Genomic DNA, 12,896 nt, shown 5'->3' with positions numbered 1-12,896 from the left:
GCACCGCGCCGCCCCACGGCGCCCCGGCACCGCACCGCGCCGCGCCGCACAGGGCCGCGCCGCACAGCACCGCACCGCGCCGGCACCACATCGGCACCGCACCGCACTGTCGGGACGTCTGAGCACGCCCCCGCCCCCGCGGGCCCGGGAGTCCTGCTGTCGCCGGACGCCGCGACGCAGCCCGCCCCCTGCGGGTAGTCGGCGCGGCGCCGACCCGGCTCAGCCCGCCCCGTCCGCGCCCGGCGGCGCGTTCACCTCGAATTCGCACCATACGCACTTGCCGCCGCCCCGCGGTTCCACACCCCATGCGTCCGCGAGCTGATCCACCAGCATCAGGCCGCGCCCCGACACCGCCCAGTCCCCCGCCTCGCGCCGCCGCGGCAGGGCACTGCTGGTGTCCTCGACCTCGACGCGGATCCGCCCCTGCGGCATGATCCGCATGCTGATGTGGCCGCCGCCGTCGGTGTGGACCAGGGCGTTCGTCATCAGTTCGTCCGCCACCAGCTCGATCTCGTCGGCCCGCTCCCTCGCGCCCCATGCGGCCACCGCGGCCCGGATGAGGTGCCGGGCCAGGGCCGGGGCCCCGGCGTCCCCCGGGTCCAGGCGCTGGTGCAGCGGCCCGCCGCCGCGCCCCGTCGGCGTACCGCGGCGGCGCAGGACGAGCAGGGCCATGTCGTCCCCGCCGCCCGAGTCGGGGACCAGGTCGCACAGGACATCGGCGAGTTCCTCGACGTCCGCGGGCCCGCTGCGGATGGTCCCCATGAGCTCGTGCATGCCGATGTCGGGATCCTCACCGGGCCTCTCGACGAGGCCGTCCGTGCACAGCACCAGGGTGTCGCCGGGGTGGAGTTCCAGGCTGGTGACGGGGTAGCCGGAGCCCTCCGCCGCAGCCGGTTCGCGGGGTGGCAGTCCGAGCGGCAGGCCTCCCGCCACCCGGATCCGGTGGCAGCTGCCGTCGCCGCGCCGCACGACCGGGTCGAGATGGCCGGCGCGGACCACCTGAAGCATCCCGCTGGTGAGGTCGACCTCGGCGTACGTGCAGGTGGCGAAGCGTTCCGTCTCCAGGTCGCGCAGGAACGCGGAAGCCCTGGCCATCGCCGCGCCGGGCGTGTGCCCCTCTACGACGTAGGCGCGCATCACGATGCGCAGCTGCCCCATGACGGCGGCCGCGTCCGTGTCATGGCCCTCGACGTCGCCGATCATCACGCCGACCCGGCCGCCTCCGAGCGGCACCACGTCGTACCAGTCGCCGCCGATGTCCCTCCCCATCCGGGCGGAGCGGTAGCGTACGGCGATCAGCGCGCCCGGCACCGTGGGGATCCGGCGCGGCAGCATGGCCCGTTGGAGGCCCTCGGCGAGGTCGTGCTCCTGCTCGAAGAGGATGGCGCGCTGGAGGCTCTGGGCGACTCCGCTGCCGAGCGCCATCAGCAGGTTGCGTTCCTCGGCGGTGAAGTCGCCCTCCCGTTCGTAGAGGAGCCCCAGGGCGCCGACGGGCCGGCCCTGGGCGATCAGCGGCAGGTAGACCCCGCTGTGGACGGACAGCGGCTCGATGTAGGGCCACAGCTCCGGGTAGGTCTCCTGGAACTCCTGGCGCGAGAGGATGAAGACCGGCTGCATGGTGCGTACGGCGACGCTCATCGGGAACTGCGCGTCGATCCGGGTGTATTCGATCTCGGGCACGTACGTACCGAGCTGGCCCTCCGCGACGAGGTGGATGCGGCCCCCGTCGACGACGCCCAGCATCACGCTGACGGCACCGAGGTGCCCGAGGGCCTGCGGGTCCTTGAGGACGTCGGTCACGTCGTTGACGGTGCGGGCGTGGGCGAGGATGGCGGTGGTCCGCTCGACGACGCCGGTCATCCGGCGGCGCCCCTCGTCCTGTTCCCCGGCGGCTCCGGGCTCGCCCGGGTCGTGGGCGGCGTCGCGGAGGATGCCGATGACGCGGTACGGGCGGCCGCCCGGGTCCCGCAGGATGTGGCCCTGGATATGGGTCCAGGCCGGCGACCCGTCGCGGCGGCGGCTGCGGACGTAGGCCCCGTAGTGGCTGCGGCCGTCCTTGATGGCCTGGGCGACCCGGGAGTCGAGCCGGGCCTCCTCGACGGGCGCGATGCGCGCGCGGAGTCCGGCGGGGGTGCCGCTGTACTCGTCCGGGCGCAGGTCGAGGACCTCGAGGGCGGTGGGATCCAGGTGCATCCGCCCGCTGTCGAGGTCCCAGTCGAACGTGCCCATGCGGTTGAGCGCAAGGCTCGTGTCCGGCCGCGCGGGCCAGCCGACCTCGGGAACGTCTCCCCTACGGGCCATGCTGCCAGCGTCTCACTGTCCCCGGCCGGTGTCCCTGCGGGGCGGCCTGCGGTGGGGCGCCGCGGGAGGGGGACACGGCACTGTGCGGCCCGTCGCGCGGGCCGCACAGCGTGTGGTGCCGGTGTCAGCAGTCGTGGCCGTAGCCTCCGCCACGGTAGTCGTCGTCATCGTCGTACCAGCCGTGGTGACCGCCCCTGTCGTGGTCCCAGCCGCCGCCGCTCACGTACGCGACGGACTGGGTGGGGGTGGCCGCCGAGGCGGTACCTGCCGCTCCCAGGGCGCCGCCGGCCATCAGAACGCCGATGGCGGACACCGCGAAGAGACGCTTGACTCTCGTTGCTCGCATGGTTGAGAACCCTTCTCGTTGCTATTGCACGAAAATTTGTTCTTCCTCCTCAGCAGAACGACGCGCAAGGCCGCACCTGTGGCAGTACCGATGTGTGTAAGTGCGCACATCCCCGTCAACGCGGCTTCATCGTGCCGCGGACCTCGTGGGCCGGTGCGATATGTCGCACGCCTCGCGCTCTGGTGTATTCACCGCGGGCAAAGGGCTTGAGTCCCGCAGTGGCCACAGTCACCTACGGATGATACTAATCACCGCCCCGCCCATCGGCATCTCGGGCAGACCTGCCGAAATCGCCACGCTCCACACAGTTCCGGTGCATGGGCCAACTGGTCGGGGAGTCCGCCCCCTTACCCGGACGGACCAGGCCCGGTCCCGCACGCGAGGACAGAGCGGCCCGGCACGGACCGCGGCGAGTTGTGCCGGACGTCCGCCCCGGGACGCTCGGCGGCGTCGGGCCACCGCGCCGACCAGGTCCGCCACTTCGGCCGGTTGTCCGACAGCCCGGCCGGGCGCCGCACGGCGGGCCGGTGCCCGCTGCACGCCGGGCGAGCCGTGCTGCCGCTCACGCAGGACCGGGGCGACGCGTCGACCTGATGCCAGGTGGCGGCCGATGGGGTCAGGATCGGGTCATAGACGTGCGGCCGTGCGGACCAGGCCGGCCAGGGCGAGGGAACGGCTGTGCGCGGGCCAGGCGATGTGGGTCACGACGGGAGGTGCGTCGGTCAGGGGCACGGCCGTGTGCTCGGACCACAGCCAGGAGCGGGCGGAGTCGGGGACGACCGCCACGGTGCGTCCGAGGGCGATCAACTGGGCCAGTTGCGTCTGGTTGTGGATCTCGGGGCCGGGGCCGGGGGCGTAGGTGCCGTGGGTGGGCCAGCGGGCGAGCGGCAGATCGGGGACGTCCATGACATCGGCCAGGGACAGGGTCCGGCGGGCGGCGAGCGGGTGCCCGGCGGGCAGGACGGCGACCTGTCCCTCGGTCGTCAGTTCCTCGCTGTCGAACCCCGCGAGGGAGTTCCACGGCGCGTGCATGAGCGCGACATCAGCACGTCCGTCGCGCAACAACTCCTCCTGCTCGCACATACCGCACAGCAGCACCTCGATCTCGGCACTGCCGGGCTCGGCCGCGTAGGCGTCGAGAAGCTGCCGCAGCAGTTCGTGCGACGCGGCGGCCTTCACCGCGAGAACCAGCCGGCCGCGGGAGCCGCCAGGGCTGTCGGCACCGCCGGCGCGCCGGGTGCGGCGAGCAGCGGCAGCGGTCGCGTCGAGGGCCGCCCGGCCCTCGTGCAACAGCACCTCTCCGGCACCGGTCAGGCGGACACCACGGCGGTTGCGGTCGAGCAGGCAGACCCCGAGGCGCCGTTCGAGCTGCTGGATCGCCCGTGACAACGGCGGCTGGGCCATGCCGAGGCGCTCGGCGGCGCGCCCGAAGTGCAGTTCCTCGGCGACCGCCACGAAGTACCTCAACTCGCGGGTCTCGAGGGTGTCCAGGGTGTCCACGAGGGTGTCCGGGGTGTCCACGGCCGCAGCATACGCGGTGATACCTGCCAGGTATGACAGAACACCGTATCGGTGTTGGCCTCGCCACTCGCACGCGAGCACCATCATCAGCATGAGCGAAACGATGATTGCGCTGGTGACCGGCGCGAACAAGGGCATCGGGTACGAGATCGCGGCCGGGCTGGGCAGCCTCGGGTACCGCGTGGGCGTGGGAGCCCGCGACGCCGCCCGACGCCGGACCGCCGTCGCGAAGCTGCGCGCCGCCGGCGTGGACGCGTTCGGGGTACCGCTGGACGTGACCGACGACCAGAGCGTCACCGATGCCGCGGAACTGATCGAACGGAAGGCCGGGGGGCGCCTGGACGCCCTGGTCAACAATGCCGGTATCTCGGGCGAGATGGACCCGGGGTGGGTGCAGGACCCGACCACCCTCGACCTGGAGGTGCTCCGCAGGGTCGTGGACACCAACGTCATGGGTGTCGTCCGGGTCACCAACGCGATGCTGCCCCTGCTGCGGCGCTCGGCTGCGCCGCGCATCGTCAACGTCTCCAGCAGCGTCGGCTCCCTGGCCCGGCAATCGGACCCGGACATCGAGATCGGCCCGGTCATGGCGGCCTACGCGCCGTCGAAGTCGTTCCTCAACGCCGTCACCGTGCAGTACGCCCGGCAGTTCGCCGGTACGGGCATCCTGATCAACGCCGCCTGCCCGGGCCTGGTCGCGACGGACTTCACGGGCTTCCAGGGGCCCCGCACTCCCGAGCAGGGCGCGACCACGGCGATCCGGCTCGCCACCCTGCCGGACGGCGGTCCGACCGGTTCGTTCTTCGAGGACGACGGCGTCGTCCCCTGGTGATCACGAACCCGCCGACCCACACAGGACCACGACGAAACGACTGGCCACGTCCTGCCTAGCTGTTCCCGCCGTTGCCGTTGTCGCTTCCGTCCTCGCGGGGCTGTTCGGCCGCCGTACCGGCCGGTTCCGGCTGCGACGCGACCGGGGACGGCGGGGGCGTGCGGTCCGTGGGGGACGGCGAACCCGGCTCAGTGGGTGACGGTGACGGCTTGGGCGAGGGCGATGCCGCCGGGGTCCCCGAGGGGGAGCCCGACGGCGAGGGAGGTTCCGACGGGGTCCCCGAGGGGGACGTGGCCGGGGACGGCGAACCGGAGGGGGACGCGGTCGGTGAGGACGTCGGTGACGCCGTCGGCGAGGGCGTCGGCGTCGGCGTCGGCGTCACCGACGGGGTACCCGAGGGCGACTTCGAGGGAGACGTCGAAGGGGACTGCGAACCGGACGGCGTCGGCGAACCCGACGGCGACGTGGACGGCGACTTCGTCGGCGGCGTCGAGCCCGTGTGGGTGGGCGACTGCGGCCCGGTGTGCGTCGGCCGGGCGGTCGGCGTGGCCGGCGGCGTCGGCAGCACGGGCGGCGGGATCGGGCGGTCGGGCCTGCGGTCCTGGTGCTGCCCCTTCTCACGCTCGAACCAGTGCCGGTTCTGGTGGTCGTAGATCACGATCTTCTGCACCGGCTGGGCGGCCGGTGCGATGACGACCACCTTCGCCGGCTGGTAGGAGGGCCACGTCTGTCCGAAGCGCTTCGGGGTGGCCTTGAGCGGAACCGGCGGACCCAGCGGGTTCCCGCAGGCGCAGCGCACCCGCGGCACGCCCCGGTCGTCGACGAGCACGGCCGTTCCGGCCTGCAGCACGGCCTGGTAGCTGGTGACCTTGCCATCCTTGAAGCCGTGGTTGGTGACCCGGGTGTCCAGCCGCAGCCGCACCGGCGTGAGCGAGCGCAGGTACGCGGGGACGGCAGCGGGCCGGATGCCGAGCGTCGCGGCGAAGGCCTCGTTCTTGGCCGGCTCCGCGGCCAGCACCTTGATCTGCTTCTCCACGTCGCAGCTCGCCACGTCCTGGGTGCCGCCGTACACGCCCGGGGCGGAGCCGCTGACGCTCCGGGTGCCCGTGGCGGTGCCCTGGGTCGTGGGGGCGGCGCCGGTCCCGGTGGGTGACGGCGCCGGACTATCCGGCGGCCGCACGTCCTCCTTCACCACGGTGGACTCGGTGAAGGGGTCGGGGCCCGCCGCGGCGGCCGGCTGGAGGAACACCTCGGCCCCGGCGCTGGGCGTACCCGTGGGCCGGGTGAGCACCACCGCCAGGGCCACCACCGCCACCACCGCGACGAGCGCGGTGGCGAGCCGTGGAACGGACCGCCACCAAGGATCCTTGCCCTGCCCCGGACCGCCGGGACCGGCGGGGCCGCCCGGCGGCCCCGAGGGGGGCCCGGTCGGCGGCGGGGGCGGCGGCACCTGCTGTCCGCCCGACAGCGGCCCGGAAGGCGGCCCGGTGGGTCGCTCTGACGACGGCTGGCCGCCGGAGGGATGTGTGCTCACGGGCTCTTCTTCCCAGGAGGAGGGAGTTACCCATCGGACCATTGTGTGCGCCGTCCGGGTGGTGGCCGCAAGCCGGGAGTGCCACCGTTGCAGGGTGGGCCAGACACCGAGACCGGTATCGTCCGGGGGCTCCGCGAGGGCCTGGCGCGACGCCCTCGTCACCGTCGTCGCTGGCTTCGCGGCGATGACCGCGGTCGCCGCGGCCGGCCTGGCGTGCGCGGGCGCGGGCGGCCTCCCGGAGGGGGCGTTCCCGCACGTGCTCGCAGCGGTCGTCGTGATGGCGGCCGGCGGCACGGTGGAGGTGTCCGGCGACGTCGGTCTCCTGGCCGGAGCGGACGCGAACCTGTCGGTGCTCCCGCTCTCGGTGACCCTGGCGGGCGCCCTCGCGGCCGGTTACTGCTTCCTGCGCCCGCTGCGCAACCGCGCCGTGGCCGGCTCCCGTGAACTCCTGGGCCGGGTGGCGCCGTTGGCCGTACTGTGGCTGATCGCCCTGATCGGTGCCGCCCTCCTGGCCCGGCAGGAGTTCGGCCTCTCGGTGGGCGACTCCCCCCTCGGGGTGATCGGCGAACTCCTCGACTCCTCACCGAAGGTGGGCTTCCGCGCCGACCTGCCCGCCACGCTCCTGTTCGGACTGGTCTGGATCCTGGGCCTGTTGCTGATCGTCCTGCTGGTCTCCCGCCGCGCCCCGCTCCCGGCCGGGCTGGTCCGCTTCCACACGGCGGTGCGGCCGGCCGCCTTCGCCACGGCCGTGCTGCTCCTCGCCTACGTCGCGATCGGCGTCGTCGTCGGCCTGGTGGTGGCCGCGACCCAGGGACACGCCGACCGGACCCTCGCGGTCGTCCTGCTCGGGCTGCCGAACCTCGTCTGGATAGCGCTCACCCTGGGCTTCGGCGGAGCCTGGGAGGCCCGGGTGGAGGGGGCCTTCGGGCTGCCGATGCCGCCCCTGCTGGACGGGGTGCTGCGCAATGCCGACGGGGCTCCGGTCGACGTGGCGTCGTTCGCCGCACGGGACCCGCGGGCCTGGTGGCTGGTGGCGGTGGCCGTCGTCCTGCTGCTCGGTACGGGCGTACTGGCGGCCGTACGGTCCCCCGCGCACGTCCGGCCCTGGCAGCACGCCCTCCACCTGGGCGCGGCCCTCGCCCTGGCCACCCTCACCGTCTGTCTGCTGGCCCGGGTCCACGCCGTGTACGGACTGTCCCTCCTGGGCATCGGCGAGGTGGACGCCCTGGGCGGGGAGGTCCTGCTGGACCCCGTGCTGTGGCGGACGGTCGGCCTCGGCCTGCTGTGGGGTGCGGTGGCCGGCTTCCTCGGTGGCGTCCTGGCCCGCCCGCTGCACCGCCGCGGGCGGGTCGACGCACCTGCGGCCGCGCCACACGCCTGACAGGCCCGACCGCGCCGACAGGGCCGGGCAGGGCCGCCAGGGCCGTGCAGGGCCCGGGGCAGCCCACGGGACCGGTGGGGCCGGCCCGTCGGCCGGGCATCCGCCGGAGACGGACGGCACCCACCCCCATTCCCCCATTCCCCCCGTTCCCTCATTCCGCTCCGGGGTCGTGCGTGTCCACGATCCGGGTCGCGGTGGCCTCCCGGTCGTGCCCGGCCGCCTTCGGGTCTGCGGCCGACGCATCCGGGCCCGCGTCGGCCCCGCCGTCCGCCTCCGCCGGGGGTGAGGTGGGCCCGCGGGCCGTCCCCGGTCCCTCGGTCACCGCGTAGGTCGCCAGGCGGGTCCCGTCGCCGTACATCCACCGCCCCGAACCCTCGTCGTAGAGCCAGACCGACTCCCCGTCGACGACCACGCCCGCCCGCAGTCCCCGCAGGGACCGGCGGAAGGCGTCGGTGTCGGCCCGGCCGGAGGCGAGTTCGTCCACGGCGTGCCGGTAGCGCGCCAGGGCTTCGGCGCCGCGCTCAAGGAGCGGCCTCGGGTCCTCGGCGCGCACCGACGGCCGCTCCCCCGTGGTCGGCGGCGGCTGGGGGACCGCGACGAGCAGCCGCCCGTCGACCCAGGCGCTCCATCCGTTGGCGCACAGGACCTCCCCCCACTCCCCGCGCCGGGACAGCAGCTGTACGGGCAGGAAGGCGTCCAGGGCCGCGGTCGGCCGGGAGACGTCGGGGGCCTCCCAGGCGGACAGCCCCGGCGGCGGCACCACATGGGTGGGCCGGAAGTCCGCCACGGCGATCCCGGGATCCATCGAGCTGCTCATGGGGCCTACTTCCGCATGATCGCGGGCTCGTGGCGGCGCAGCAGCCTCGCGACCAGCACCCCGAAGAGAACGGACAGGACCACCAGCATGCCCAGGTTCAGCAGCCAGACGCCGGGGGTGTGGGCGAACAGCGGATCGTCGGTGAGGGTGCCCGGCACGATCGCGCCGAGGTCGATGGTGCCCGCCATGGCGCCGAGGGCCCAGCGGGAGGGGACCAGCCAGGCCAGCTGTTCGATGACCGGCACGCCGTCCAGTTGCAGGAGCGCGCCGCAGAACACCACCTGCACGATGGCGAGGAGGACCAGCAGCGGCATGGTGACCTCCTCCTTGCGGACCAGCGCGGAGACCAGCAGCCCGAGCATCATGGCGGTGAACGCCAGGAGCGCCACCGCGATGGTGATCTCGAGGAGGGGGTTCATGATCACGCCTTGGCCGCCCGGGGCGTTCAGGTCCACGCCGTAGAGGGCGACGAGGGTCAGTACGACCGCCTGGGCGACGGTGACGGCGCCCAGCACCACGACCTTCGACATCAGATAGGCGGAGCGCGACAGCCCCACCGCCCGCTCCCGACGATAGATGACCCGTTCCTTGACCAGTTCGCGCACGGCGTTCGCGGCGCCGGTGAGGACGGCGCCGACGGACAGGATGAGCAGGGCGTTGATCGCGGTCTCCTGCGTGAGGCTGCTGCCGGCCAGGGCACGGGCCATCGCGCCCATGACGAAGGGCAGCGCGATCATGATGGCGAGGAAGGTCCGGTCCGCGGCGAGTGCGGCCGCGTAGCGGCGGACGAGGGTGGACAGCTGCGAGCCCCAGCTCTGCGCCTTGGGCGGCGGGGGGACGAAGTCGGCCCCGGCGGCGGCTCCGGACGCCCTGCGCTCGCCGCCGTGCCACGGCTGGCGGGCCCCGCCCCGGACGTACGTGAGGTGGGACGCCGAGGCGGCGTACTCCCCGGCCCAGTCGCGGTCGCGCTCGTTCTCGAAGGCCTCGAATGCCTCGGGCCACTGGGAGGCGCCGAAGAAGCCGAGGGTCTCGGCCGGGGGCCCGTAGTAGGCGATGCGCCCGCCCGGGGCGAGGACCAGCAGCCGGTCGCAGACGTCGAGGCTGAGGACGCTGTGGGTGACCACGATGACGGTACGGCCGTCGTCGGCGAGGCCGCGCAGCATGTGCATCACCGAACGGTCCATCCCCGGGTCGAGGCCGGACGTGGGCTCGTCGAGGAAGAGCAGGGAGGGTTTCGTGAGCAGTTCCAGGGCGACGGAGACGCGTTTGCGCTGGCCGCCGGAGAGGCTGTGGATGGGCTGGGCGGCGCGCTGTTCGAGACCGAGTTCGCCGATCACCTCGTCGACCCGCCGCTGCCGTTCGGGCTTCGCGGTGTCCTGGGGGAAGCGGAGTTCGGCGGCGTAGGTGAGGGCGCGCCGGACGGTGAGCTGGGAGTGCAGGATGTCGTCCTGGGGCACGAGGCCGATGCGGCTGCGCAGTTCGGCGTAGTCGCGGTAGAGGTCGCGGCCGTCGTAGAGGACGGTGCCCCGGTCGGCGGGGCGCAGGCCGGTGAGGGCACCGAGCAGGGTGGACTTGCCGGCTCCGCTGGGGCCGATGACGGCGAGCAGGCATTTGGCGCCCACGGGGAAGGACACCTGGTCGAGGAGGGTCTTGCGGCCGCGGTCCACGGCGACGGTGAGGCCCTGGACGTCGAGGGTGACCTCGCCGGTGTCCTGGTACTCCTGGAGCCGGTCGCCGACGAGGCAGAAGACCAGGTGGCCGATGCCGACGAGGTCACCCTCGGCGAGGGGGGCCGCGCCCGCGACGGGGGTGCCGTTGAGGTAGGTGCCGTTGTGGCTGCCGAGGTCCGCGATCTCGTAGCCGCCGTCGGGGAGGGCCCGCAGTTCGGCGTGCCGGCGCGAGACGTCGAGTTCGTCGATGACGAGGTCGTTGTCGGTGGCGCGGCCGATGCGCACGGTGGTACGGGCGGGCAGCGGGAGGACGGCGCTCGGGCGGCGGAAGGTGGTGGTCATCGACGGGTTGGAGATCCGGGCCGGTCCGGACCCGGCCTCCGCGGAACCGGGTGAGGGAGAGGGGGCCGGGGCGGTGAGGACGGCCCGGGGGCCGTCCTGCGCGTCACCGAAGCGCAGTTCGCTGCCGGCGCCCACGCTCCACTCGTGGACGCGGTGGCCGTCGGCCCAGGTGCCGTTGGTGCTGTCCTCGTCCTCGACCGTCCAGTGGTCGCCGTCGGGGCGCAGGAGCGCGTGGTGCCAGGAGACGCGGGCGTCCTCGAAGCAGATCTCGCAGAGCGGGTCCCGGCCGACGTGGTACGTCCGGCCCGGGCTCATCGGTGTGGAGCCCGTGTCTGTCTCCAGGACGAACTCGGGCGCGGTCGGCACACCGGGGCGCTGGACCATGAGGAGATTTTCCCACGATCACACCAGCCTGGCAGCGATCCGATAAAACCCCAGGTCAGAGGCCTCTTATGGGTAATGACAACGGTCCCCGTTGCAGCCTTTGCCGATCTCGCCGGGGTGCGCTTCACTTCACGCGACGGAACCGAACACACGGCTGCCGCGACGAGACGGGGGATGCCATGAGCGGGCACGACCACGGGCACGACGACCACGGCCACGACCACGGTCCCGGGGGCCACAGCCACGGCGTGGCAGCCGACGCGGACCGCCGCTGGCTGGCCATCGCGCTCGCCCTGATCTGCGGGTTCATGGCCGTCGAAGTGGTCATCGGCATCATGGCCCACTCCCTGGCCCTGATCTCCGACGCGGCCCACATGCTGACGGACGCCGTCTCGATCGTCCTCGCGCTGATCGCGATGCGGCTGGCGGCCCGCCCCGCCCGCGGCGGTTTCACGTACGGCCTCAAGCGGGCGGAGATACTCTCCGCCCAGGCCAACGGCCTGACCCTGCTGCTGCTGGGCGCGTGGCTGGCGTACGAGGCGGTGCGCCGGCTGATGGACCCGCCGCCGGTGGAGGGCGGGCTGGTGCTGGTGACGGCGCTCGCGGGCATCGTCGTCAACGTGGCCGCGGCCTGGTGCATCTCGCGGGCGAACCGGTCCTCGCTCGCGGTCGAGGGCGCCTTCCAGCACGTGCTGAACGACCTGTACGCCTTCATCGGGACGGCCGTCGCCGGCCTGGTCGTCATGACGACCGGTTTCCGGCAGGCCGACGCGATCGCCACGCTCGTGGTCGTGGTCCTGATGGTCAAGGCGGGCTACGGACTGGTCCGCGACTCCGGACGGATCTTCCTGGAGGCGGCCCCCGCGCACCTGGACCCGGACGCGGTCGGCGACCGGCTCGCGGGACACCCGCCGGTCACCGAGGTGCACGACCTGCACATCTGGACGATCACCTCGGGGCAGGCCGCGCTCTCCGCGCACGTGCTGGTCGAGCCGGCGGGCGACTGCCACGCCGTACGCCGGGAGTTGGAGCGGCTGCTGGAGAAGGAGTACGGGATCACGCACACCACCCTCCAGGTGGACCACGCCCAGGACTCCCTCCTCTCGGTCGGCCGGCGCGGCGAGGCGGCGTACGACCCGCACTGCGCGGACGCGCACGGGCCGGTCCACCGCGAGGGCCCGCACGAGCACTGACCGCCGGCTCCCGACCGGACCACCGGCCGGGGACCACTGAGCGGGGACCACTGAGCGACGCCGGTCCGGGGCATGTATGGGCCCATGACGTACAAGCGCAGCGCCGGACTGCTCCTCTTCCGGCGGACGGACACCGGCCCGGGGCCGGGGCCGGGGGTCGAGATCCTGCTCGGGCACATGGGCGGCCCCCTGTGGTCGGGGCGGACCTCCGGGGACTGGGCCATCCCCAAGGGTGAGTACGGGCCGCAGGAGACTCCGCGCGACGCCGCCCGGCGGGAGTTCACCGAGGAGATCGGACTGCCCCCGCCGGAGGGCGAGTACCTGCCGCTGGGCGAGGTACGGCTCTCCAGCGGGAAGCTCGTGACCATCTGGGCGGTGGAGGCGGACCTCGATCCGGCGCTCATGGTCCCGGGTACCTTCACCATGGAGTGGCCCCCGCGCTCGGGGAACGTACAGGAGTTCCCGGAGCTGGACCGGGTGGCCTGGTGCACGCCCGAGATGGCTCGGAGCATGCTCATTCCCGGGCAACTACCCTTCGTGGAGCGACTGTTGTCCCTGCTGAAGGCTTGACCAGA

General features: G+C 73.5%; 10 protein-coding genes. 4 read left to right on the top strand and 6 right to left on the bottom strand.

The window, feature by feature from the left end; all coding sequences use genetic code 11:
- Window positions 1-219 precede the first annotated feature (219 nt).
- From ACIPXC_RS04270 to ACIPXC_RS04260, 3 genes are all read right to left on the bottom strand, one after another.
- On the bottom strand, window positions 220-2,301 hold the full coding sequence (locus ACIPXC_RS04270; protein WP_401613357.1) for a SpoIIE family protein phosphatase: 2,082 nt from the start codon (window positions 2,299-2,301) through the stop codon (window positions 220-222).
- Between the two features lie 124 nt (window positions 2,302-2,425).
- Window positions 2,426-2,647: a hypothetical protein gene (locus ACIPXC_RS04265; RefSeq protein WP_401613355.1), complete on the bottom strand. Its 222-nt coding sequence runs from the start codon at window positions 2,645-2,647 to the stop codon at window positions 2,426-2,428.
- Between the two features lie 627 nt (window positions 2,648-3,274).
- Window positions 3,275-4,168, bottom strand: coding sequence for a LysR family transcriptional regulator (locus ACIPXC_RS04260; RefSeq protein ID WP_401613353.1), 894 nt, complete (start codon window positions 4,166-4,168; stop codon window positions 3,275-3,277).
- 91 nt (window positions 4,169-4,259) lie between these two features.
- Here ACIPXC_RS04260 and ACIPXC_RS04255 point away from each other — a divergent pair, with 91 nt between their 5' ends.
- Window positions 4,260-5,000 carry an SDR family oxidoreductase gene (locus tag ACIPXC_RS04255; protein ID WP_401613351.1) on the top strand — a complete coding sequence of 247 codons (741 nt, stop codon included), beginning with the start codon at window positions 4,260-4,262 and terminating at the stop codon, window positions 4,998-5,000.
- A 55-nt stretch (window positions 5,001-5,055) separates the two neighbouring features.
- Here ACIPXC_RS04255 and ACIPXC_RS04250 read toward each other — a convergent pair whose 3' ends face one another.
- Complete coding sequence (locus ACIPXC_RS04250) at window positions 5,056-6,534, bottom strand: DUF6777 domain-containing protein (protein WP_401613349.1); 1,479 nt, start codon at window positions 6,532-6,534, stop codon at window positions 5,056-5,058.
- A gap of 94 nt (window positions 6,535-6,628) precedes the next feature.
- Between ACIPXC_RS04250 and ACIPXC_RS04245 the strand changes: the two genes are divergently transcribed.
- A complete protein-coding gene (locus ACIPXC_RS04245; RefSeq protein ID WP_401613347.1) occupies window positions 6,629-7,915 on the top strand; it encodes a streptophobe family protein in 1,287 nt (428 codons plus the stop codon).
- A gap of 151 nt (window positions 7,916-8,066) precedes the next feature.
- Here the strand turns inward: ACIPXC_RS04245 and ACIPXC_RS04240 are convergent, their stop codons facing one another.
- Window positions 8,067-8,732 carry a hypothetical protein gene (locus tag ACIPXC_RS04240; RefSeq protein WP_401613346.1) on the bottom strand — a complete coding sequence of 222 codons (666 nt, stop codon included), beginning with the start codon at window positions 8,730-8,732 and terminating at the stop codon, window positions 8,067-8,069.
- Window positions 8,733-8,737: 5 nt separating this feature from the next.
- Entirely contained in the window at window positions 8,738-11,128 is a 2,391-nt protein-coding gene (locus tag ACIPXC_RS04235; RefSeq protein ID WP_401613344.1) for an FHA domain-containing protein, read from the bottom strand.
- Between the two features lie 179 nt (window positions 11,129-11,307).
- On the opposite strand from ACIPXC_RS04235, the gene ACIPXC_RS04230 reads away from it, so the two are divergent.
- Together ACIPXC_RS04230 and ACIPXC_RS04225 are read left to right on the top strand one after the other, a co-directional pair.
- A complete protein-coding gene (locus ACIPXC_RS04230) occupies window positions 11,308-12,321 on the top strand; it encodes a cation diffusion facilitator family transporter (protein ID WP_401613342.1) in 1,014 nt (337 codons plus the stop codon).
- An 84-nt stretch (window positions 12,322-12,405) separates the two neighbouring features.
- The gene (locus tag ACIPXC_RS04225) at window positions 12,406-12,891 is read left to right on the top strand and encodes an NUDIX domain-containing protein (RefSeq protein WP_401613341.1); all 486 of its coding nucleotides are present in this window, start codon (window positions 12,406-12,408) and stop codon (window positions 12,889-12,891) included.
- The last annotated feature ends 5 nt before the right edge of the window (window positions 12,892-12,896 follow it).

Source organism: Streptomyces sp. NPDC090021 (assembly GCF_044748225.1).
In the GTDB taxonomy this organism is placed as follows: domain Bacteria; phylum Actinomycetota; class Actinomycetes; order Streptomycetales; family Streptomycetaceae; genus Streptomyces.
The sequence above is the reverse complement of the archived record's forward strand: the minus strand, read 5'-3'. Positions and strand labels throughout refer to the sequence as shown.

What these genes read in the sequence shown, in the direction of transcription:
- ACIPXC_RS04270 (WP_401613357.1), bottom strand. Translation starts at nt 2,301, where the DNA reads ATGGCCCGTAGGGGAGACGTTCCCGAGGTCGGCTGGCCCGCGCGGCCG.
- ACIPXC_RS04265 (WP_401613355.1), bottom strand. Translation starts at nt 2,647, where the DNA reads ATGCGAGCAACGAGAGTCAAGCGTCTCTTCGCGGTGTCCGCCATCGGC.
- ACIPXC_RS04255 (WP_401613351.1), top strand. Translation starts at nt 4,260, where the DNA reads ATGAGCGAAACGATGATTGCGCTGGTGACCGGCGCGAACAAGGGCATC.
- ACIPXC_RS04240 (WP_401613346.1), bottom strand. Translation starts at nt 8,732, where the DNA reads ATGAGCAGCTCGATGGATCCCGGGATCGCCGTGGCGGACTTCCGGCCC.
- ACIPXC_RS04235 (WP_401613344.1), bottom strand. Translation starts at nt 11,128, where the DNA reads ATGGTCCAGCGCCCCGGTGTGCCGACCGCGCCCGAGTTCGTCCTGGAG.
- ACIPXC_RS04230 (WP_401613342.1), top strand. Translation starts at nt 11,308, where the DNA reads ATGAGCGGGCACGACCACGGGCACGACGACCACGGCCACGACCACGGT.
- ACIPXC_RS04225 (WP_401613341.1), top strand. Translation starts at nt 12,406, where the DNA reads ATGACGTACAAGCGCAGCGCCGGACTGCTCCTCTTCCGGCGGACGGAC.